This window comes from Leclercia sp. 119287 (assembly GCF_009734485.1).
GTDB lineage: Bacteria > Pseudomonadota > Gammaproteobacteria > Enterobacterales > Enterobacteriaceae > Enterobacter > Enterobacter adecarboxylatus_C.
In genome coordinates this window covers 1,988,013-2,010,905 of record NZ_CP046445.1, presented here as the reverse complement: position 1 = coordinate 2,010,905, position 22,893 = coordinate 1,988,013, and the positions used below count along the sequence as shown (strand labels likewise).

The window sequence follows — 22,893 nt, the reverse complement described above, 5'->3', positions numbered from 1 at the left end:
GATTATGGCTACAGAAACATTAAGTGACTATTATGCTGCTCTAGAACGCTTGATTAAAAGGAAAGCGAAGATCAATAATGATACTGTAGCTTTAGAAGCAGGCAGAAAAAAAGGAACCATAAAAAAATCAAGGCCTATTTATGCTCTTTTGATAAAAGACATTGAGAATGCTGCTTTAGAACAAAGTCAGATACATAAGCATTATCAAATTAAATTAACTCAGAGTAGGAATGCCACAACTGAGTTGCGTAAACAACTGGATGAAGCCTATGCCAGAGAGGTCTCCTTACTCGCTGAGTTATTAGAAACGAAGCGTAAACTTCATGCATTAACAGGTGAGTCCATATTGCCATTAAGACGTAAAATCATAAAGAAAGAATAACACTCCTTACTGCTTTTAATTGGGTAGTTTTCCAATAATTACTGATTATGCTAATCCATTTATTTCATGAGCCTTTTTACGCCTGATCTTTGATTTGATAATCACTAAAATTACGACAGTAGACCAACCCGAACAAAGTAATTTTTGTTAGCCATAAATCATGAACCACATTATGTCATGAACTGCTCCTTATTTCTTGAAATCCAGCAGTAATAAGATCCCCTCGCAACTCTTTTAAATTAGACTGAGGTACGGCAAGCAAAAATAAATTTCGAGCTCTGGTAATCGCCACATACCCTATTCGACCTTCTTCACCACTAGTACCTGAAAGTAAAGCTTTAATATTAGCTTTGGTCGCCACAAACAAAACTGCTTCTATAGATTCACCTTTCACCTGATGTACAGTTTCCACCCTTATTCCATGACCATTATCCTTAGCTGCCACTTCACCTGTGAGTGGGGCATCTGTTAACGCTGTTTTTGCTAGTCTGTTGCCAAGCGTACCTACTGCCTTAAACCCGAACTGTTTCTCGATGTCTGCGAGAAGAACTCTAACATTGTTAACGAGCTTAGTATGCCATTCAGTTTTAGCTGTTAACTCGGAAGATGGTAAACCTGTTTCGGTATTACGGCTGAAGCTCCATAACAATCGTCTTAACCCGATCATCCACGTTTCATGAGGTAAACCCTGAAGGTTTGAACTGAGCCCATGTGGAGGATTAGCCAGCAATCCGACTACAGCCCGGCATACACACTTAAAACAGTCATGATATAGGCCCTTCTGATCTCGTAGCAACGCAGCTTCTGATAACATCGCTATCGTACCACGCCCGGGCGGAATGGTTTTCCCCGCCAGTTTTGCCACCCGGTCCGCCCCCCGACTGAGAATTACCGCATCCTGATGTCGCATGCCTAATTTTTGAAAATGTGCCTGGAATGATTCAAACAGTTTTGGCAGTTCTGATTCTTTGTATCCAATGAAATATGCTCCGCCTTTTTCGGCCGCCCGATCTGGTTCATCATCTCGTTCGCATAACAAATTGGCAACATTGATGATCGAAGGTAGCGAGCGATAGTTGCGAGTGAGCTTATAGCCTGTAACCTCAGCACGTTCCGTGAAAGTGTTTAGAAATGAACCATCAGCGCCCGCGAAGCCATATATACTCTGGTTCACATCTCCGATGAGAGAAACTTGGACTCCTGCATCGATCAGTAACTCCAGGATGGCTTGATGTAATGTCCCCAGATCCTGTGCCTCATCGACAAGAATATGCGGATAGCGGGCCGCCAGCGCACGCAGTACTGCTGGTTGGGAGACCAAAGTTTGATACACCCAATACCGACCAAGTTCATGAGTATATGCACCGGTTTCTCCCAGAGATACAACTGCTTTTAAGGCTCTAACGGTATTAAGTTTCTCTGTCCCACCGTTTGAATTGGTGAAGAAAATATTTCCATTCTGTATACCTATTCTTATGTCCTTAAGCGGCAGAGGACGACCTTCTTCTGGCCAGTACTGAAAGCTCGAAAGAAATGGCTCAGTTCCTGTTACCAGATACGCAGCCTGACTCGCTCCCATTGCGCGGTAAGCATGAGGGCGCAGTATGTATTTAGTAAAAAAACCATCAAGCGTATCGACTTCTACGCGTTTTCGATTAGCGTCGTCCGATAAAACTGAGGCCAGCTGATCGTATCCTTTATTGAAAGTATCGACTGCAACATTCGAGAAGGATAAAAGCACGACGCGACCACGGCTTTCTTCCATCTTCTGCCTTATAGCAATCAGACGCCTGATGGCTGTAGCCGTTTTTCCGCTACCAGCACACGCAGTAACAGCGATCGGTCCCAACGGCGCATTGATGAATTTTTTCTGCTCGTCAGAGAGTTTCATAATTTGCCCGTTCCTTGACAAACATGCTGGATGGCCTTTTGAAGATATTCTGGTACCTTACATCCTGGAGTGCTGGCAATCTGTTCAGCGAATGCCTGTCCAAATCGGCCCTTTTGCACATTGCAGCTATCTTTGCGTTCGAACATTCCGCAAAACAGCGCCCTCGCCTTCGCAGTATTGTCTGGTTGAGCATCCACAATGTTACGTAAAGCCTTTGCAATCCTTGGGTGCGGGTCGGCTAATGCTGTTAGCATTGGGCCGCGGTTTGCCTCAAGGAGTGCCAAATCGTATTCCAGGGTTTTCAGGCCGTGAAAAACTTTCACAAAAGAATCTTCTAATTTCTTCATCTTAAGGGTATTGCCGGATAGTCTTACTTCGTCGCCAAGTGACGGATAGACTTCTTTCCGCTTAATTTTTTTCTTTTTTACCTGCTCGTTAACGGGCTCATCCTCTTCAGGGGTGTCTGTTTCTTCCAGATAGGCAGCTTCGGCAAGTAGATCTTCAATATCCTCCTCATGCCCTACCTCTTCCTCTTCAAAAGGATCAGCATCGGTTACGACAGCAACTGGAATTCGAAGCCCGTTTTCTCCAAACAGTGGCAGAAAAGAGTCAAAATTAAGACCCTCGACACTGATGAGGCTGACCCCATACTCTCGTAGGTCAAAATTCATAAGGCAGGCAAGTGCATCGACCAGCATGAGTTCTGCAGCACCTTCGACGAAAATCACCCGGCGAGCAAAAAATAATTCAGCCCTGGTCACGTCCAGATAGCGCTCCAGCTTTTCTCGTTTACCTTTGGCGAACTTAATATCCCGTGGGAAGAAAGTCTCTATACCGTCTTCGTTCTCTACTAAACACACAAGAGATTCTAGCTTTGAATTACTGGCAAAATTTGGTGAGTGGCTGGTAACGAACAACTGTACAGGCTTTTCACCTTCACTCGTCGGCACACCGGCAAGATAGCGCAAAAGTACTCGCTGCAATTGTGGATGCAAATGCGCCTCAGGCTCCTCAACGATCAAGCTCCGGTAAGCTGCATCAGGATTTCTGGCCAGTTCGCTAAGTACTACTGCCATAAAGATCAGGTTATTGAAGCCCAGTCCATTTTGTTCAATCTCCAAAGTCTCAGCCGTGAGAGAAAGCCGGGCTGAAAGACGTTGAAAATCAGTGGCGCTAAGCCCTACAGCAAGCGCTTGAGCTAACTGTTCCCCCATCATCGACAGGTGTCGGGATGATATTGCAGTATGGGTGTTATTAATGGACGCATTCAATTGAAGCTTTTCATCAAGCTCCTTCAACGCCTTGTTTATTTCTTCGCGACCATCGTCATCTGTGAGCAAATGAAGCAAGCGCGCCAGTTGACTGTTTCGACTAGGTCGAAGGCTTTGCGCAGCATCCCGCAGAGGCTGCAGATAGACTCCGCGAAGGTTTTCCATCATGTCTGAAGTAAGCGCAACCTCATGGTGATCGCCGCACCAACGTTTCACTTTAAAGCGGCCTGTCTGATCCACATCGGTATATCGAATATGGATATGTGCCTCCATGCTGTCGTCACCACATGGTTTAAGCGCAGCAATAAAGTCTGCTTCATCTTCAAGACTGAGATCTCTAAAGACAAAATGGAAGCTGATGTCTCCGGCTGGCTCACCCTCTTTGGGACGATGACGGTCGGAAACATCAAGGCGAGGATAAGGCTCATCATGTCCTGCGAGAAGCGTCCTGAGCGCATCGACTACTGCACTTTTACCAACGTTGTTCGCCCCTACCAGAACATTCAAACCAGGCTGAAATTTAAGTTTATTGTCACGAAGTTTGCGGAAATTTTTAATCGTGAGTTCAGCGAGATACATAGAATTCTCCGTCCTTAAGAACTGTTCCGAATAGTAAATCATTCAAAGAAGCGAACTAATCACCGCTTGTACAAGATGATTAATTGCTAGACAAAATACACTCAATAGGCTGATTTCATGTCTATCGTAACACCACTCGTTCGCGCACAAAGGCGATGCATTCACAAAAAATGCCAACGCGACAGAAGAAATAATTTGTCTACCGTACGGAATCTCTCATGCTGATAGAGTAAGGCTTCCGAGTAATCAAAAAAAGTAACGACTGCTGCAAAATACCGGGTTGGCCTTATGATCCATAAGTAACATACCTGATGGTGTAAGGACTACTGCCTAATAATTTAGCACTCTCAAAAGTGTGGCACTAGCTGGGGGTAATTATGAAGAAACACACCATAGTAGAGATTGAACTGCGATTCCCAGATAAACTATCTGAGCCACAGCAAAATCTCCTAAAGAGGATTAACGACCTTGCGATCTCGCTCATGCCTGAGTTTGAAGATAGAAACAAGGCTATGAACGCGCTTACTATGGATGATCATTCTCTGATGCAGCTGCTCTGCACTGTCCTGACGGATCAGAAGACCTGAGCGTAAGCTGAAGCAATGCGAAAAGTACGTCGACATCGTGAAAACCTCGGAGAGTTCTATAGTAGTCTTCAGGAGCTTGGTGGCATTCTAAGAATAGATGATGTTGCAGATATTCTTGGGATTACTCATCATGCGGTCAACGTGCGTGTGAAAAAGCATCAACTTATAGCATTTAAACTTTATGCGGATTTTATCTTCCCAGTCTTCCGGTTCATCGATAACGGGCTGCTGCCCGGATTTGATGAAATCTTGGAAGCATTTGATGAAGATATCCATCCAATACTGCATCTTACATTGCTGAAAACACCGATTAGTATCGGTAAAGGCGGGATGAAAACTCCTATTCAGATCATGCAAGATGGGGCAATTCCAGATGAGCTAAGTTTGGCAATCCGTGCAGTAAAAAATTCGTAAATCATGGTGCTTGCTAATATAAAACTTCTGTTACAAAGAACCGGCAAGCGGGTCCTTCTTTATGCGAATAACAAGAGTTCAAATAGCAACAACTGTTAAGGTGAACATCAAGTATTATTCTTTCTATAATAATTACTCAGCCGTAAATAACCTGCGTCCTGTTCAAGATGTGGCGCAGTTCGGGAAATTTCGTTGCGACAAAAGCTAAACTTCTCAGGTAACCATCGCCGGTTTGCTGTAGATATAATGGCATTCAGCAATACCACGGCTTCAGCAGGAAAACGATTACATAAACCCGATTCAAGCAGTCGATGTAATGCATAATTAGGATGTTCAATGGGTTGCAACCAGACTAATACTTCTTTCAATGCGAAGGGGAATTCATTTCCTGATGCGATCACCAGTTGGGTGAGCGAAGCTGAAACCTGCTGCGTCATTAATTCGAGTGATTTTGGCCAGATATTTCGCCAAAAAGGGAGGATACGATTCTTCCAGTAATCCTCTCGTTGATATCCTGCTCCTTCCAGCCTGGTAGAGCACCATAGCAATTTTTTCAAGCCCATGCTGCGGAAGTACGCTAATAGCCCCGCGGAATTCATCCACGGTGTAATCTTGTGTCGGACCTAAAGCTGCATAGGTGAGCAAGCTTGCATATTGCTGACGATGCTCACCAAGGTCTTCATAGTGATTTGCACTATCCAAAAAATGGAATTTAAAGGCTGTCATTAGTGGCTGGTACAATCGCGGCGACCAGAGAAAACCCTCCCATACAGCTTTCGCCTCGATGTGATTACGCCAGTCAAGAAATGGCAAAAGGTACTTCTCAGTCCAAGTTGGATCAACTCGAAAAAGTGCAATTAGTTGCGAACTTAACAGTACGCGTCCATGAATAAATTTCTCTACTTCTGAGTCACACAAATTTGAAAACTAGGCTTTAGGGTGTCCGGAAGTAGCTCATTATCACTCGGATTATGTTTGAACCACAGGTTGATTAAGGCCTGCGTAATATGGCCAACAGGATGATTAATCGCTGAGGTGACCGGGCTAAAGGTTTTAACTCCATTGCTAATGAAATGAGAACCGGAGCCCTTTTCCAGGGGTAATTCTAAAACCCTTTGGCAAAGAGAAAGCAGAATCTGCTCATGGCAGTCGATTTTTCTGGATACGTTTTCAATCCAACAGGCGACACTGGAAACAATCTTCTCAAAAATGCTATCTGGCATAACACTAATCCAAGAGGCTAAATATCGCCATGAAAGTAAAACAAGTCCCCCATCAGCCCATGTTTGAAATGCCTCCCGCCAGCGTTCTTCAGGCCATACATCAGTTTTTGCCTCATCCGCTCGTAAACCCTGCCCCGATTAAACTGACCGTGTGCATCTCTAGTTAGAGTGTATTTTAGGTCAAATGATGTCCATGACTTTACAGCCAAAGAGGAAATACTTGTTATTTGATGTAAGAATCCAGAACCTTCAGCACAACGTCCAGGTCTTCTTCTCGTTTCTGTTCTTCACTTTCATGAACAATATGTTCAGTCAAATGTCCCTTAATCACTTCACGCAATAAACCATTCACGGCACCACGTATGGCGGCTATCTGTTGCAGTACAGCGGCACATTCGTGAGGTTCATCAAGCATTTTTTTCAGCGCAGCAACCTGCCCCTGGATCTTGCTCGTGCGTGCTTTCAGTTTTTGTTTATCGCGGATGGTATGTGACATGTGGGCTCTTACTCTCCTGGATATTTATGTAACTATACCAGCGTTATTCTACTGGGGGGTAGTATATTGTACTGGGGGGGAGTAGAATCCGGCTTACACTTAATAACCAAGAATGATTTTCATGAACGAATTTACGACACTTCTTCAGCAAGGCAACGCATGGTTTTTCATCCCCAGCGCCATTCTCCTTGGCGCGCTTCATGGACTGGAACCCGGGCACTCCAAAACAATGATGGCAGCATTCATCATTGCCATAAAAGGCACCGTGCGTCAGGCCGTGATGCTGGGTGTAGCGGCAACACTGTCGCACACTGCAGTCGTATGGCTGATTGCTTTTGGAGGGATGTATATCAGTAATAAATTTACCGCAGAATCAGCCGAGCCCTGGCTACAGATGGTCTCTTCAGTGATTATTCTTGGTACGGCTTTTTGGATGTTCTGGCGAACCTGGAGCGGGGAGAGAAACTGGCTGGAGGGAGTGCAAGAGAATGAACATCATCACCATGACGAAACAAGGTTGATCGATACTGGCCATGGAAAAGTTGAACTGTCCATTTTTGAAGAGGGTCAACTTCCCCACTGGCGGTTACGCACTCTTAGTGGCCAAAGATGGGCTTCTGAGGATACCTCATTAACCACCCTTCGGGAAAACAGTACGATCTCTCAGACTTTTGATTTTGTTGATCATGGTGATTATCTGGAGTCAACATCGCCCATTCCAGAGCCTCACAGTTTTAACGTACGTCTGTCTCTGGGGCATCGTGGTCATGTCCATGACTATGATGTGGCGTTCACTGAGCACGACCATGACCACTCAGAGCTTGATGGGCTGGATGTGAATTCGAAAGAGTATCAGGACGCTCATGAACTGGCTCATGCCAATGACATAAAACGCCGCTTCGACGGGAAAGAAGTAACCAACGGGCAAATCCTGATATTTGGACTGACAGGAGGGCTTATCCCTTGCCCGGCAGCTATTACTGTATTGTTGATCTGCCTTCAACTTAAAGCGCTTACGCTGGGTGCCACACTGGTTGTTTGTTTCAGTATCGGCCTGGCATTGACCCTTGTAACGGTTGGAGTGGGGGCGGCGATCAGCATTCGTCAGGTCGCAAAACGCTGGAGTGGCTTCAATACCATCGCCAGAAGAGCACCCTATATTTCAAGCGCCCTGATTGCTGCTGTTGGGATTTACATGGGTATACATGGCTGGAATGGGCTGGTGCATTAACACCGGTACCGATGACACATACTCTGGATACTTACAAAGTACATCCTAAGCGCCACCGTTGAGGTTATGAGCAGAAACACCCGGAATATAAAGCTGCTCTTTCCGGGGCTTGTTGCTGAGGCAGGGATCAAGTAACTGATTAAATCCATCCCCATAAGACTCAATGATAAATGAAAGAATAAAAAAAACGCTCCCGGATGGGAGCGTAAGCCAGTGACTTCGGCGTCAAATGAGGGTCTAACAAGTGGAGCTGCGGGTTAATTCTGGGGGATCTGGCTGCGATGCTTTTCAGCCTGCTGCTGATGAATAACGGAAGACTGACCATTATTCGCCTTCTCGTGTACAACAGCGGCTTTTTCATGCTCGTTCATTTCAGAAAATGACTTTGCTGTTTCGTTGGTGGCTCCTGATTTGCCTTTCATCATTTTTTTATGCATTTCCGCCATGTCCTGGTGGGCAGAAGCGTTGCCGTTTTGCATCATTTCATGGGACATTGCAGCCTGATCGTGACCGCTCATATCCATCGTTGTCATGCTGTCTCCCTGAACAGTGCTTTTTTCAGAAGTTGACTGCATCTGATGGGCAGGCGCCTGGGCATTATTTACCTGGTCATGCATGTTCATTGTCTCTGCAGCCATAGCGGATGAAGCGACAGCCATAATGCCAACAAATGATACAAGGATCTTTTTCATGGTTGGGTCTCCGGTGTATTCATACCCAAACAATCAATGGCTTATAACAGAGAAAGCATTTGATCTCAGGGCGGGTTATTCATCAATCCAGGAACCAGGCGATTAAGTATCTCGCCGCTCCTGATTTATGAATGATTATAAAAAACCGCCTCTGTTTATCGCGTGACTGAATGATGACATTTTTGTCACCTTCCATATTTCTTCTGAATAACGGTATCAACTTCTTAACAGACACACATTGAACACAATTTCCCGCCCCTGCTGTTCAGCTGACAACTCGCCACCATGAGCATGAATGATCGACCTCGTAATTGATAATCCCAGCCCCGCACCTTCCGTGTTGTGGACCCGTGATGAGTCTGCACGATAGAACCGGTCAAACAAGCGCTCCAGATTTGCTGGCACCCCGCCTGATACTGGATTCGCGATCGTCACATTCACATATTCATTTATCTGAGCAAGGCGTATTGTTGTACGTGAATTATCGGGAGAATACTTGATTGCATTGGACAGCAGATTGATGAAAGCACGTCGCAGCATATCGCTGTCTCCAGCCACAACGCCCTCGCCTTCAACGGTGATCGTTTTTCCTGTTTCTTCTGCCAGAGGCTCAAACAGCTCACGTAGCTCATTCAGTTCCTCTGCCAGATCAACATCATGCTTTTCCAGTTGCAGCAAGCCATGCTCAGAGCGAGCCAGAAAAAGCATGTCACTGGTCATTCGTGATAACCTTTTCAGCTCTTCAAGGTTAGCAAATAAAATCTCACGGTAATGCGAACTATCTCTTTCCTTAGAAAGTGCAAACTGCGTCTGCATCATCAGATTACTGACCGGAGTACGTAGTTCATGCGCAATGTCGGAAGAGAAATCGGATAATCTCCGGAAAGAACTCTCCAGGCGGTCGAACATATTATTAAATTCCTGCACGGTCTCAGAGATTTCCGGGGGTGCCAGATCGGGGTTAAGACGTTGATTAAGGCTATGCACCGTCATAGAAGAAGCCAGGTTAGTCATCTCCCGTAATGGTTTCAAACCAATTCGTGTTGTCAGCCAGCCCAGAAAAATGGAAATAAAGACAAGACCGATATTAAACCAGAACAGCCAGGTGCTGAGTTTGTCCATAAATAAGGTATGATAACCTGTATCCGTGGCAACGGTAATGATGAAATGTTTATTTACACCCTGTTCAGGAGTTACAGCAACACGTCGCGAGATACTGCGATACACAGTATTGTTCTCTTCTGTCTGAACCATATAGTCAAGAATATCACCGGACTGGCTCAGCAAAGTCGCAGGGACGGTAGAATTCTTAGCATAGAGCTCAACTATTTTTTCATTATCGGTATTTTTTATAGAAATGAATAATCCATTGTGCCCCACCATTGCATCATTTATTTTTTCGGATAACGATTTTATATCCGTTTTGCTCCTGAATGTTTCTGTTTTAAGTAATTCTTCGGTAAGCTGAAGTTTACCCGTCAGAAAATCTCTGTCTTGATTATCGAAATAGCCATTCAGGGTGCTTATTAATATAAAACTTGATAACCACCATACCGTAAGCATAACTGCTGAAAAAATCAGGCTCAGGCGAGTGGTCAGAGAAATTTTAAACCTCACTCTTCTTTGATCTCCAGGACATATCCGGCGCCGCGAACGGTGTGGATCAGTTTTGGCTCAAAGTCATCATCAATTTTGCTTCTCAGTCGCCTCACAGCGACATCAATCACATTCGTATCACTGTCAAAATTCATATTCCAGACCAGGGATGAAATCAGACTTCTTGGTAAAACCTCTCCGGTACGCTGCAACAGCAGCTCAAGCAAAACGTACTCCTTACCAGTGAGATGGATCTTTTTACCCGACCGGGTCACGGTCCGGCGCACCATATCAACAGTCATGTCAGCAATGGTGCAAATCGTAGCACCCTGCGGACGTACTCGACGCAGTAGTGTTCTTACACGTGCAACCAGTTCCGTGAAATCGAACGGCTTTATCAGATAGTCATCAGCGCCAAGTTCGAGCCCTTTCACTTTATCTCGCACATTATCTTTTGCGGTTAAAAATAACACCGGCTCTTCATGACCTGATGCCCGCAGAGCGCTGATGATCTCCCATCCGTCCAGATATGGAAGCATGACGTCCAGTATGATCAAGTCATAATGACTCTCTAGTGCAGCACCAAGACCGTCCCGGCCATTATCAAAGAGATCGGCCAGATACCCTTCCTCAATCAGCCCTTGCTGTAGATAACGGCCTGTCTTTTGTTCGTCTTCAACGATTAAAATACGCTGCATAGTCCACTCGCTGACATGATAATAAAAATCTTCCTGCAGAGCCTTGCAATTGCCCTAACTGGCCTGAGTCGGGGCAAGCATCCCAAGCCAGGATACGGCGCCCAGAATTGTGACAGCAACAAAAAACTCTGTCAGGATGCTGTTTCGCATCAGGGCGACACTACGATCATAGTTACCTTCTCTGACCATTACTTCAAGTCTGGGGCCAAGGTGAAACCGATTTGCTGCTGCAAGCAGGAGCATCAGAACAAACAGAGCAGTTTTCGCAAGCAATATGCCTCCCCATGAGCTGCTGAACAAGGGGGTTAAATCACCATCCGCAATGTACAGATAGTTAACCAGCGCACTCAGGCTCAGGGCCACAACGATCACCGTTCCAGCCGTTGCAAATCTTGCTAACGAGTCAGAAATTATGCCGACCCCGTGTGCATTATGATTATCTTTTCGCATCAGTAAGATGGCGAATGCAGCCAGAGCGCCTGTCCATGCTCCTGCTGCACCGAGATGGGTTAAATCACTCAGCAAATGGAGATAATAATGCACACCGTCATGCATGACGGCATGCCCTCCCCATGCAAGTGTGGCCAGCGCTACGCCTCCACTCAGGGTCATCAGCACACAGGACAACACTCTTTTTTTAGAGTAAAGAAGCAGACCGCCAAGTGTGATAAACAGTGCGCAAAGTCTGATAACCCAACTGATCCCTACGTCGGTTTCTTCTATCACCATCTCAATAATATGGATGGATAATTCCCGGAGATCGGTCACCCCACTCATCGCATTTGATACAAGGAGCATATTAACACCAGTGAGCAGGATACCAGTCAGTACAGCAACAGCGATAAACGACCTGAAATTAGTTAAATTATACTTTTCATTCCGACTGCCGCTTATTCCATATATCTGGAAAAATGGCAATCCAAAGATAATCATTAAATCAAGATAAAGAAAAAAACGAATAACAATCATAATCAGGTCGTTCATGATATTACTTCACTGTAAAAGTGTAATTACCGGTAATAGGATGCGTATCTGAAGAAACGGCACGCCAGTCAACACGATATGTTCCCGCTGGTAAAGGTTCTCGCGGGATAATAACCATAGACTTAGGCTCCGTGCCTGGTGCAACTTTTGCGGCTATTGGCATAGGTGAATGCGATGACATTCCCTTCATTCCGGTCATCGTTAATTTTGCACCAGAGAATTTAACGGTCAGATCCTCTGTGAAATTAAGTTGTATTTTTTCAGGGGCAGTTACGGTTGAATTAGCCTGCGGTACAGATCCTTTTAATTCAGGATGTGCCATTGCAGAAAAAACGACGCCCATTACCAAACCGCCAGTCAGAATGGCTTTTTTTAAAATCAACATATTCTTTACCTGTTAAGTTAAGTGTTTTCTATCACTGCATTAAAACCATATTCTGGCTCCCGCCAGAAATACTACCTGATGGTCTTTTTCACCCTCTCTTTTCGCCATGTCGGATGTTTTGCCGTAAAGCTGATTCCAGGAAACGCCTATATAAGGTGCAAACTCGCGTCGAACCTCATAACGTAGCCGTAGTCCAAGTTCAGTGTCGGATAATCCCCTACCTCGCCCTCGGCCTTCATCATCATGGCTATAGAGATTTACCTCATAAGATGGCTGGAGTATCAGTCGGTTAGTCAGTAAAACGTCGTACTCCCCTCCCAGACGGAGGGCTGTTTTTCCGCCATCACTGACAAATCCTGTGATTTCAGATTCAAAATTATAAAGGGCTAAGCCCTGAAAACCGACAGCGGCCCAGGTCTGGGCTGACGCTGGTCTGAAATCCTGCCTGACACCTGCAACCAAATCCCACCATGGGCCAACCGCATGCCCCCAGAGTAACTGGGCTTCTGCCGTCTCCGTTTTCCCCCCGCTTCGTTCGCCTTCACTCTTTAGCCAAAGCCGGTCTGTGTCGCCTCCAATCCAGCTGTTAACACTCCAGCTGAAATTGTCGGTGTTATCCGATCGTTGCCATTCCAGTTGATCCAGCAGAACCAGATAATTAATTGCACTGTCATGGATCGCATGCCCCTGTAAATTGCCGAATGCAGCCTTCCGGTCGGCATCGGTAACAGGCGGAATTGGTGTTCTGCTCTCTGTTACCATGGGCTCCATCGAGGTCATCTCAGTGAAATTTTCATCTGCTGGCATCTGCATGGAAGACATGTCGTGCCCGGCGTGGGGATCTGCAGAGACGGAGCCCGCTGCAATCGAAACCTCTGAGGTAAATAAACCGGCGACCAGAACAGGTATGGCCTTTAAATTTCTCTTCATTCGCATCATTCCTCCACCCGGACTTCACGAAACATTCCCATTTCCATGTGATAGAGCAAATGGCAGTGATACGCCCAGCGGCCAAGCGCATCTGCTGTCACTCTGTAACTGCGTTTTGTACCAGGAGGAACATCAATTGTGTGTTTACGAACCATGAAATTACCGTTTTCATCTTCCAGATCGCTCCACATACCATGGAGATGAATGGGGTGGGTCATCATGGTGTCGTTGACCAGCGTTATTCTGAGCCGCTCGCCGTATTTGAGCAGGACTGGAGCGGCATCTGAAAACTTGATACCGTTAAACGACCAGGCAAACTTTTCCATATGCCCGGTTAAATGCAGTTCTATGGTGCGGCCGGGTTCACGTCCATCAGGATCTTCAAAGCTGCTTTTCAAATCTGCATATGTGAGAACTTTTCGGCCATTGTTGCGAAGCCCAAGGCCCGGATCGTTTAACTTCGGAGAGACACTCATCGCCTGCATATCAACCAGTGGGTTATCCGTTTCTGACGCGGGATGACTTTGCATACCCGGCATTCCTGCCATCTGGGAATGATCCATTCCGGCCATACTGCTGTGGTCCATAGGCGCGGAGGATGTCCCGCTTTCTGGTAGATCAGCACCGTCCATTGACATCATCTGTCCGCTGTTATCCATGCCACCCATCTGGCTGTGGTCCATGCCTGCCATATCATGACCCATTCCTCCCATGCCCATATCTTCCATAGTCAGCAGGGGACGGGGATCGAGAGCAGGGACTGCAGCATTTAATCCGTCTCTCGTGGCCAGCGTCCCACGGGCATAGCCGGTCCGATCCATGGATTGTGCAAAAATGGTATAGGCCTCACCCTGTGGTTCCACGATGACGTCATAGGTTTCGGCAACGGCAATCCTGAATTCGTCAACGGTAACCGGGTTTACATACTGACCATCCGCAGCCACGACCGTCATTTTCAGCCCGGGGATGCGGATATCGAAATAGGTCATTGCCGAGCCGTTGATAAACCGTAAGCGTATTTTTTCACCGGGACGGAATAGTCCGGTCCAGTTTTTCAGCGGGGCCTGTCCGTTCATGAGATAGGTGTAGGTGTAGCCACTGACATCCGCGAGATCAGTCGGATTCATTTTCATTTCAGCCCACATTTTCCGATCGGCAATGGTGGCTGAAAGGCCCTTGGTATTCACGTCGCGGAAAAACGAGCCAACGGTTGGTTTATTGAAATTGTAGTAATCCGACTGTTTTTTTAATTTTTTCAGCAGGCTGTGAGGGTTTTCATCGGTCCAGTCAGACAACATGACCACGTGTTCACGATCGTAAGCAAACGGTTCAGGCTCCCTTGCATCGATGATAATGGCACCGTATACCCCCTCCTGTTCCTGCAGACCGGAATGGCTGTGGTACCAGTAAGTCCCGTTCTGCTTAACCTTAAAGGTGTAGACGTAGGTGTCATCGGGCTCGATACCCATAAAACTCAGCCCGGGTACACCATCCATATTTGCAGGAAGAATAATGCCGTGCCAGTGGATGGACGTCTGTTCATTGAGGCGGTTTTTGACTTTCAGAGTAATGGTTTCGCCTTCTTTCCAGCGCAGGACTGGACCCGGCAGGCCACCATTGATTGTCTTGGCCTGGCGTTCACTGCCGGTGATATTCACTGCCGTTTCACCAATAGTCAGGTCAAAATGAGTACCATGCAGAGACGCAGCGGGTGGCAAACTTAGGGTGGAGCGCGCATTGAAACTCCATACGCCAAGACTTCCGGCTACGCCAGAAAGGGTCAACCCCTTCAAAAAAGTTCGGCGTGATGTTTTCACCAGCATGAGCGTTCCCTTAATTAAATTATGGTCATTAGTAGAGGTCGACCACCGATTTGAATTAGATTTCCCGGTACATCCTCTTTCAATGAAAGGAAGCTAGCACAATTAAAGAAACAATTTCATTACAATCGTGTAATGTAAGCCCTTCTATTACATTTGTGTCATCTTTGCCGCAGGATATTTATTTAATACATAATCACGAGGTCGTATTTTATTACGTTACACAGAAAGCATTCCCTTTTGTAAAAAATTAAATTTTTCACCTGGGTTAATCATTTTTATTGTAGAACCGCGTCGTCCCAGACACATCAGAAGTAGAGTACCGGACGGGGATGGTGTAGTGCATCAACCTGTCGTTATCTGTCAAAAACAGCTTCATCAGATGCTCTGACTGGTGACAGGTACGCAAAAATTCCTTAGCATACCTGGCAGTGATAATGCTAACTGCGAATTTCAGTAAATGTACTCTACAGATGTAGTGAAAGATAATGTTTACCTCTCTGCTGCGCGTTCAGGTCTGGAATCGACCGAAATTGCTACGCTTCAGCGTTCGTTACCCTCCCGATTTGATCTTCGGCATTTAAAGAAAAATGAATCACTAAAAATGCTGCTGCAAAAAAAAGCGGGAAAATCACGTGTAGTGGCCTATAAATTTACATCCGGAAAATTTAATTACACGGCGTATCGTATATCTGACAGGCAGTTTTTTAATCTTTCTGATACGGCTAGTAAAACCAGTCTTGATTACCCATTGCCGGCCACAGCCAGAATAAGTTCACCTTTCAATCCGGCACGTCTTAATCCTGTATCGGGCAAGGTTAGCCCCCACAACGGCATCGATTATTCAATGCCTATGAATACGAAAATTGTCAGTGTCATCAATGGGAAAATAACCCGGGCAGAATATAACAGTACGATGGGGAATTTTATTGAAGTAACGGGGAAAGACGGTGTCCAAACACGCTACCTTCATCTCAATAAAATACTTGTTAAAAAAGGTGCAAAGATATCGCGGGGAGCAACTATTGCTTTATCCGGTAACAGCGGACGTTCATCTGGCCCTCACCTTCATTATGAGCTGGTCATTAATAATAATCCTGTTAACTCACTGGCGTTCAGGGTTGCAACTCCCATGGATAACAAACTCGAACAGCACGCGTTTGCGCACGCCAGAGCCTATGAGCGATATCTGGACTAATAACGGGACCGCAAATGCAGTCCCGCCAGGCAGTTAATTTTTTTTATTGTGTTCACCACTGTGATGTTGATGCCCTCCATGTCCGTGAAAAAGATGCATCAGGGGGCATACCAACAGCAACAGATAAGGCCAGTAGCCTGCAATATGTGACCAGTGTTCTCGTATGAGCGCGAATGCCGCGATCGCGGCGACAGCAATAAGAGCATAAGTGGTACTTTTCATGCTGGACTCCTTCTGTTCGCAACAGACCATTCACTGAAGCGATTATTTGCCGAGCCTGACACTCCTCAGACGTAACGCATTAACGATGACGCTGACTGAGGAAAGAGCCATGGCTGCAGCCGCGATAATTGGCGAAAGCAGTATTCCATACACAGGGTAAAGCAGGCCTGCAGCCACAGGCACGCCGAGTGCATTGTAGATAAATGCAAAAAACAGATTCTGCCGGATATTCCTCATGGTGATCTCTGACAAATGACGGGCTCTGTTCAGCATCATCAAATCGCCTTTGAGGAGCGTGATGCCGGCACTTTCTATCGCCACATCCGTGCCAGTACCCATGGCTATGCCCACGTCAGCTGCAGCCAGCGCCGGTGCATCATTCACACCGTCTCCGGCCATCGCAACCACATGACCTGATTCTTTCAGTCGGGTAATCACTGCTTGTTTACCCTCTGGCAGAACCCCGGCCTCGACCTCTTCTATCCCCAGTTTACGTGCCACGGCTTCGGCGGTGAGTTGGTTATCGCCCGTCAGCATAACAATGCTAATGCCCGCCTGGCGTAAGGCTTTAAGTGCTTCCGACGAGGTTGCTTTCAGGGGATCCGAGATAGCGATCATGCCTGCGAGATGTCCATCTACCGCAACATAGATAACGGTAGCGCCTTCCATCCGCAACGAGTCCGCCACTGGCTTTTGCTTATCCACGACAATACCGTTTTCCTGCATGGCCACTTCATTACCAATAACGACCATTTGGCCTTCAACATTCCCTGAAACCCCTTTACCCGATGGGGCATCAAAATTAGTGACTGCCGGTATTGTGATCCCCTTTTCCTGAGCTGCTTTTACTACAGCCATGCCCAGCGGATGCTGCGATCCTTTTTCCACGGCAGCCGTTACACGTAAGAGAGAATTTTCTCTACCCGGACTCAGGCTGATTATGCCTGTCACAGTAGGCGCCCCTTCCGTAAGCGTGCCTGTTTTATCGACAACCAGCGTGTCCACTTTTTCAAGACGCTCCAGGGCTTCGGCATTCTTGATTAAAACCCCGGCCTGGGCTCCTTTACCCACCCCCACCATTATCGACATCGGCGTGGCCAACCCCAGTGCACAGGGACAGGCAATAATCAGGACCGATACAGCCGCAATCAGACCATGCGCCACCCTGGGCTCGGGCCCCCAGAGAGACCAGATCACGAATGCAACAACCGCGATAAGTATCACCAGAGGAACAAACCAGCCTGAGACGCTGTCAGCCATTCTCTGGATGGGGGCGCGCGAACGCTGTGCATCAGCGACCATCTGAACAATTCGTGAGAGCATCGTTTCATCACCGACTTTCTCTGCACGAATGATAAGACTACCTGTCTGATTAATGGTCCCGCCGATGACAGGGTCACCTTCTGTTTTGGTCATCGGCATTGACTCCCCGGTCACCATCGATTCATCAACAGTTGTTTTGCCTTCGACCACGATACCGTCGACCGGAATACTCTCTCCTGGTCTGATGCGGAGCTTATCGCCAGGCAGGACATCTTCCGCATTAATATCCGTTTCATGCCCGTCATGATCCAGCCGCCTGGCGGTTTTGGGGGCAAGGTTCAGAAGCGCAGTAATGGCACCTGAGGTTTGTTCCCTTGCCCGCAACTCAAGGACCTGCCCCAGCAGGACAAGCACCGTAATGACAGCTGCGGCTTCAAAATAAACGGCCACCAGGCCATCTATGTTTCTGAACGATGCAGGAAACCAGGAGGGAAATACGGTTGCAATGACGCTGTAAACCCAGGCCACGCCGGTCCCCATTGCAACGAGGGTAAACATATTCAGGGAGCGGTTACGCAACGACATCCCGGCCCGGGCGAAGAATGGCCAGCCACACCACAACACGACAGGAGAGGCCAGAAGTAGCTGCAGCCATGTGTTGTACTGAGCCGGTATTATATTCCTCAAAGCGGGAAACAAATGAGACCCCATTTCGAGTACCAGAACCGGAAACGCAAGCAATAACCCCAGCCAGAAGCGTCTTGTCATGTCGCGAAGTTCATCACTCTGCCCCGTGGATGCAGTAGCTACGAGCGGTTCCAGCGCCATTCCACAGACAGGACAGCTTCCGGGACCACTACGGCGTATCTCCGGATGCATCGGGCATGTCCACACACCTTCAGAAATCTTTTTCTCCGCATGGCGGTGAGACTTTTTTATCTTATCAGGGCTGGCTTCATGGTGGTCGTGGTGATGGGAATGTTCACTGACATCTTCGGTAAGATAATGATCGGGATGGGCTTTAAATTTGCTCTCACAGCTGGCGGAGCAGAAATAAAACTGATGGTCCTGGTATCGAATGCTGCTGTGCGCCTTGTCGGGCAGGATGGCCATCCCGCAAACAGGATCTCTCACCTTATGCAATAAGTGACTCTTGTCTGCGGATAATGTCTGTTCAGAAGCAGTCTGGTTGTTGTGTTCCGCTGCATTGTCATTTTTCACAGTAATTCTCCTTATGCACACCTGAAGTGTCTTCTATCTTCAGGGTATGTCACGGATACGATTACCACGAATATCGCCGGCATAAGACTGGCTACTGCCGGCGTCCCGTTATCAGCAGCTCCGCTGCCTATTCGATTCGCTGGAAGACGTTCTTACTTCCATCCGGTGCGAATGCGATAACATCGTAAGCCTCTTTACGGGCCCCCATCTCCATTCCCGGACTCCCGTCAGGCATGCCGGGGGTGGCGAGGCCATAAATACCCGAACCAGACTGCATTGCCTTATGAATCGTAGAGGCAGGGACATGGCCTTCGATGATCAGATTGCCTGCAACCGCTGTATGACAACTCCTCAATCCTGCCGGAATGGCATGTTTCTCTTTCAGGGCGGCCAGTGCCTGATCATTCATAACGTGGGTTCGCACTTCAAACCCATCTTTTTCCATCGCCTTGCCCCATAACGAGCAGCATCCACAATTTTCAGACTTATACATTTCTATCACTTTTTCACTCGCCATTGCCGGCAGTGAAAGGCCGAGAGCCAGGGCCATTAAAATTACTTTTTTCATAAATACCTCTGTAAATTCTCGATACAAACCCTGATGTTCAGGCGAATGTATTCAAAAGGACACCCGCAGGGGTGCCCTTTTAGTTCTATGACACGCTTTTTTTATGTCTGCGCAGCCAGATTAATTTGTAGGCGGCAGGAATAATGAACAGGGACAGCAGCGGAGCCGTGATCATCCCACCAATCATGGGTGCCGCGATACGGCTCATCACTTCTGAACCCGCACCGGTTCCCCAGAGTATTGGCAGCAGACCCGCAATGATCACCGCCACGGTCATGGCTTTCGGCCGGACACGCAGTACGGCACCATGGTAGAGGGCTTCATCAAGACCTTCCGGTGTGAACGTCTCTTTACGGGACAATTCCGGGTGCGCTTCAATGGCATGACGCAGATACATCAGCATGACCACACCAAACTCTGCTGCCACCCCGGCCAGGGCGATAAACCCGGTTCCGGTCGCCACTGACATATGGAAGCCCTGCCAGTACAGGAACCATATCCCGCCAACCAGGGCGAACGGCAGGCTCATCAGGATCAACAGGGCTTCATCAACCCGGCGGAATGCCAGATATAACAGGATGAAGATGATCATCACCGTCATCGGCACCATCAGCTTCAGTTTCTTGTTGGCATGCTCCAGCAGTTCAAACTGGCCGGAGAATGACACGCTGGTACCCGGTCTCAGCTTCACGTTCTGACTGATGGCCGTCTTAATATCATTGACCACCGACACCATGTCCCTGTCGCGGGCATCAATATAAATCCAGCTCGCAGGCCGCGCGTTTTCCGTTTTCAACATGGTTGGCCCGGAGACCACGTTAACGTCCGCCACATCACCCAGCGTGATTTGCTGCTTCATCGGGGTCAGGATCGGCATCTGTTTCAGCGCCTGCGGACTGTTCCGGTAATCCTGGGGATAGCGGATATTGATCGGGTACCGGGCCACGCCCTCAACCGTTTCCCCTACCGTCGCGCCGCCGATGGCTGAGGAGACGAACAGCTGCACATCGCCCACCGTCATTCCGTAGCGGGATGCTTTTTCCCGGTTGATATCGATATCGATGTAGCGCCCACCCTCAAGTCGCTCAGCCAGGGCAGACACCACGCCCGGCACGGTTTTGGCGACCGCCTCGATACTCTGCGCCGTCGCATCGATATCCGCCAGAACGGTCCCGGACACCTTGATACCTATCGGGCTTTTGATCCCGGTTGAGAGCATATCAATACGGTTACGGATTGGCGGCACCCAGAGGTTTGCCAGCCCCGGTAAACGGACGGTCCTGTCGAGTTCTTCAATAATCTTGTCAATCGTCATGCCTGGACGCCACTGATCCTCAGGTTTGAGCTGGATCGTGGTTTCAACCATTTCGAGCGGTGCGGAATCCGTTGCGGTCTCTGCTTTACCGGTCTTGCCAAATACAGAGGCCACTTCAGGAACGCTTTTGATGAGCTTGTCCGTCGTCTGCAGGAGCGCTGCAGCTTCAGCCGGAGAGACGCCCGGCAGGGTCGACGGCATATACAACAGGTCGCCCTCGTTTATCTTCGGCAGAAACTCACCGCCCACCTGACTCAGGGGCCAGATAACGGTGAAAATGGACAAGGCCGCAACCAGCAGGGTTGTTTTTGGCCAGTGGAGAACCCGCAACAGCAATGGATGATAGGCTTTGATCAGTACCCGGTTCAGGGGGTTACTGGTCTCGGCAGGAATTTTCCCGCGGATCCAGAACCCCATCAGGATCGGAATGACGATGATAGCCAGCGCGGCAGCTCCCGCCATGGAGTAGGTTTTCGTGAACGCCAGCGGGCCAAACAGGCGCCCTTCCTGCCCTTCCAGGGTAAAGATAGGAATAAAGGACAGAGTAATAATCAGCAGGCTGATGAACAGCGCGGGCCCAACTTCCACGGAGGCGTCGGTGATCACTTTCCAGCGGGTGGCGTTGTCAATCTTCTGACCCGGATGCTGATGATCCCACTCTTCCAGCCGTTTATGCGCATTTTCGATCATCACGATGGCGGCATCCACCATCGCCCCGACGGCAATGGCTATTCCGCCCAGCGACATAATATTGGCGTTGAGCCCCTGGAAGTGCATGACGATAAAGGCGATGCACAGGCCAAGTGGCAGAGAAATAATCGCCACCAGGGCTGAGCGGAGATGCCACAGGAACAGGGCGCAGACGATGGCCACTACAATAAACTCTTCAAGGAGCTTATAGCTGAGGTTATCAATGGCCCGGTCGATTAACTGGCTGCGATCGTAGGTGGTCACAATTTCAACCCCTTCCGGCAGGCTGGCCTTCAGCGTTTCCAGTTTGTCTTTCACCGCGGTGATAACGTCGCGCGCATTTTTACCCGACCGCAGGATCACCACGCCGCCGGCGACTTCACCCTGGCCGTTCAGCTCGGCAATACCACGCCGCATTTCAGGCCCGGTCTGCACGCGGGCAACATCCCGCAGATAAACCGGCACCCCGTTCTCGCCTGTTTTCAGGACGATGTTATTGAAATCATCAATGCTCTGGAGGTAACCGCTGGCCCGAACCATGTACTCGGCTTCCGCAATTTCCACGGATGAGCCACCGGCTTCCTGGTTAGAAGACTCGAGAGCCTGTTTCACCTCAGGCAGGCTGATACCGTACTGGGACAGTTTTAGCGGATTGACCTGGATCTGATACTGCTTGACCACGCCGCCAACCGACGCAACCTCGGCAACGTTCGGGATAGTCTTCAGCTCATATTTCAGGAACCAGTCCTGCAGGGAGCGCAGTTCGGAAAGGTCATGCTTTCCACTGCGATCGACCAGCGCGTATTCAAAGATCCAGCCCACGCCCGTGGCATCAGGGCCGATTTCAGAGCTCACGCCAGCAGGCAGTTTTCCCTGAACCTGATTCAGATATTCCAGCACCCGCGACCGGGCCCAGTACAGATCGGTCCCGTCTTCAAAAATGACGTACACATAGGAATCACCGAACTGGGAAAAACCGCGCACGGTCTTTGCCCCTGGCACCGACAGCATGGTCGTCGTAAGCGGATAGGTGACCTGGTTTTCAACAATTTGCGGAGCCTGGCCAGGATAGCTGGTTTTGATAATGACCTGCACATCTGACAGATCAGGCAAGGCATCGACCGGCGTATTGATGATGGTCCAGGTGCCCCAGATGCTGAGAAACAGCGCTCCCATCATGACGAGGAAACGGTTGGCGACGGAGCGCCGGATAATCCATTCAATCATCGTCGTCTCC

21 protein-coding genes are annotated in these 22,893 nt (G+C 48.3%); 5 read left to right on the top strand and 16 right to left on the bottom strand.

Annotated features, from left to right (window positions below; genetic code table 11):
• Positions 1-4: 4 nt before the first annotated feature.
• Positions 5-382: a hypothetical protein gene (locus GNG27_RS09715; protein WP_156263545.1), complete on the top strand. Its 378-nt coding sequence runs from the start codon at positions 5-7 to the stop codon at positions 380-382.
• A gap of 175 nt (positions 383-557) precedes the next feature.
• Here GNG27_RS09715 and GNG27_RS09710 read toward each other — a convergent pair whose 3' ends face one another.
• Together GNG27_RS09710 and GNG27_RS09705 are read right to left on the bottom strand one after the other, a co-directional pair.
• Positions 558-2,273 (bottom strand): ATP-dependent helicase, encoded by a 1,716-nt coding sequence (locus GNG27_RS09710; RefSeq protein WP_156263544.1) that lies wholly within the window; start codon positions 2,271-2,273, stop codon positions 558-560.
• Positions 2,270-4,123 carry an ATP-dependent endonuclease gene (locus GNG27_RS09705; protein ID WP_156263543.1) on the bottom strand — a complete coding sequence of 618 codons (1,854 nt, stop codon included), beginning with the start codon at positions 4,121-4,123 and terminating at the stop codon, positions 2,270-2,272. Before GNG27_RS09705 ends, GNG27_RS09710 begins: the two co-directional genes overlap by 4 nt.
• Positions 4,124-4,500: 377 nt before the next feature.
• Here GNG27_RS09705 and GNG27_RS23660 point away from each other — a divergent pair, with 377 nt between their 5' ends.
• Both GNG27_RS23660 and GNG27_RS23655 read left to right on the top strand, forming a co-directional pair.
• Positions 4,501-4,710, top strand: a complete 210-nt coding sequence (locus GNG27_RS23660; RefSeq protein WP_231600443.1) for a hypothetical protein — start codon at positions 4,501-4,503, stop codon at positions 4,708-4,710.
• Between the two features lie 15 nt (positions 4,711-4,725).
• Positions 4,726-5,124 carry a hypothetical protein gene (locus tag GNG27_RS23655; protein WP_231600442.1) on the top strand — a complete coding sequence of 133 codons (399 nt, stop codon included), beginning with the start codon at positions 4,726-4,728 and terminating at the stop codon, positions 5,122-5,124.
• Between the two features lie 381 nt (positions 5,125-5,505).
• On the opposite strand, the gene GNG27_RS09695 is transcribed toward GNG27_RS23655, so the two are convergent.
• From GNG27_RS09695 to rcnR, 3 genes are all read right to left on the bottom strand, one after another.
• On the bottom strand, positions 5,506-5,937 hold the full coding sequence (locus GNG27_RS09695) for a hypothetical protein (protein WP_156263542.1): 432 nt from the start codon (positions 5,935-5,937) through the stop codon (positions 5,506-5,508).
• Between the two features lie 86 nt (positions 5,938-6,023).
• Positions 6,024-6,347 (bottom strand): hypothetical protein, encoded by a 324-nt coding sequence (locus GNG27_RS09690; protein WP_156263541.1) that lies wholly within the window; start codon positions 6,345-6,347, stop codon positions 6,024-6,026.
• 223 nt (positions 6,348-6,570) lie between these two features.
• A complete protein-coding gene (gene rcnR / locus GNG27_RS09685; protein ID WP_000019951.1) occupies positions 6,571-6,843 on the bottom strand; it encodes a Ni(II)/Co(II)-binding transcriptional repressor RcnR in 273 nt (90 codons plus the stop codon).
• Between the two features lie 121 nt (positions 6,844-6,964).
• Between rcnR and GNG27_RS09680 the strand changes: the two genes are divergently transcribed.
• Positions 6,965-8,074 (top strand): nickel/cobalt efflux protein RcnA, encoded by a 1,110-nt coding sequence (locus tag GNG27_RS09680; protein ID WP_156263540.1) that lies wholly within the window; start codon positions 6,965-6,967, stop codon positions 8,072-8,074.
• Between the two features lie 257 nt (positions 8,075-8,331).
• Here the strand turns inward: GNG27_RS09680 and GNG27_RS09675 are convergent, their stop codons facing one another.
• The 7 genes from GNG27_RS09675 to pcoA form a co-directional block, all read right to left on the bottom strand.
• Positions 8,332-8,766 (bottom strand): copper-binding protein, encoded by a 435-nt coding sequence (locus GNG27_RS09675; RefSeq protein WP_156263539.1) that lies wholly within the window; start codon positions 8,764-8,766, stop codon positions 8,332-8,334.
• 216 nt (positions 8,767-8,982) lie between these two features.
• Positions 8,983-10,383 carry a sensor histidine kinase gene (locus GNG27_RS09670; protein WP_156263538.1) on the bottom strand — a complete coding sequence of 467 codons (1,401 nt, stop codon included), beginning with the start codon at positions 10,381-10,383 and terminating at the stop codon, positions 8,983-8,985.
• Positions 10,380-11,060: a heavy metal response regulator transcription factor gene (locus GNG27_RS09665; protein ID WP_156263537.1), complete on the bottom strand. Its 681-nt coding sequence runs from the start codon at positions 11,058-11,060 to the stop codon at positions 10,380-10,382. Before GNG27_RS09665 ends, GNG27_RS09670 begins: the two co-directional genes overlap by 4 nt.
• 54 nt (positions 11,061-11,114) lie before the next feature.
• Positions 11,115-12,044, bottom strand: coding sequence for a copper homeostasis membrane protein CopD (gene copD, locus GNG27_RS09660; protein ID WP_156263536.1), 930 nt, complete (start codon positions 12,042-12,044; stop codon positions 11,115-11,117).
• 4 nt (positions 12,045-12,048) lie between these two features.
• Positions 12,049-12,429, bottom strand: coding sequence for a copper homeostasis periplasmic binding protein CopC (gene copC / locus GNG27_RS09655; RefSeq protein WP_156263535.1), 381 nt, complete (start codon positions 12,427-12,429; stop codon positions 12,049-12,051).
• 39 nt (positions 12,430-12,468) lie between these two features.
• Positions 12,469-13,359, bottom strand: coding sequence for a copper resistance outer membrane transporter PcoB (pcoB, locus tag GNG27_RS09650; protein ID WP_197090578.1), 891 nt, complete (start codon positions 13,357-13,359; stop codon positions 12,469-12,471).
• Positions 13,360-13,364: 5 nt separating this feature from the next.
• On the bottom strand, positions 13,365-15,182 hold the full coding sequence (gene pcoA, locus GNG27_RS09645; protein WP_156263534.1) for a multicopper oxidase PcoA: 1,818 nt from the start codon (positions 15,180-15,182) through the stop codon (positions 13,365-13,367).
• 457 nt (positions 15,183-15,639) lie between these two features.
• Between pcoA and GNG27_RS09640 the strand changes: the two genes are divergently transcribed.
• Entirely contained in the window at positions 15,640-16,377 is a 738-nt protein-coding gene (locus GNG27_RS09640) for a peptidoglycan DD-metalloendopeptidase family protein (protein ID WP_156263533.1), read from the top strand.
• Positions 16,378-16,410: 33 nt separating this feature from the next.
• Here GNG27_RS09640 and GNG27_RS09635 read toward each other — a convergent pair whose 3' ends face one another.
• From GNG27_RS09635 to silA, 4 genes are all read right to left on the bottom strand, one after another.
• Entirely contained in the window at positions 16,411-16,599 is a 189-nt protein-coding gene (locus GNG27_RS09635) for a DUF2933 domain-containing protein (RefSeq protein WP_156263532.1), read from the bottom strand.
• Positions 16,600-16,641: 42 nt separating this feature from the next.
• A complete protein-coding gene (gene silP, locus GNG27_RS09630) occupies positions 16,642-19,083 on the bottom strand; it encodes an Ag(+)-translocating P-type ATPase SilP (RefSeq protein WP_156263531.1) in 2,442 nt (813 codons plus the stop codon).
• Positions 19,084-19,210: 127 nt separating this feature from the next.
• The gene (locus GNG27_RS09625; protein ID WP_156263530.1) at positions 19,211-19,651 is read right to left on the bottom strand and encodes a DUF411 domain-containing protein; all 441 of its coding nucleotides are present in this window, start codon (positions 19,649-19,651) and stop codon (positions 19,211-19,213) included.
• A gap of 85 nt (positions 19,652-19,736) precedes the next feature.
• Positions 19,737-22,883, bottom strand: a complete 3,147-nt coding sequence (gene silA / locus GNG27_RS09620; protein WP_156263529.1) for a Cu(+)/Ag(+) efflux RND transporter permease subunit SilA — start codon at positions 22,881-22,883, stop codon at positions 19,737-19,739.
• Between the last annotated feature and the right edge of the window lie 10 nt (positions 22,884-22,893).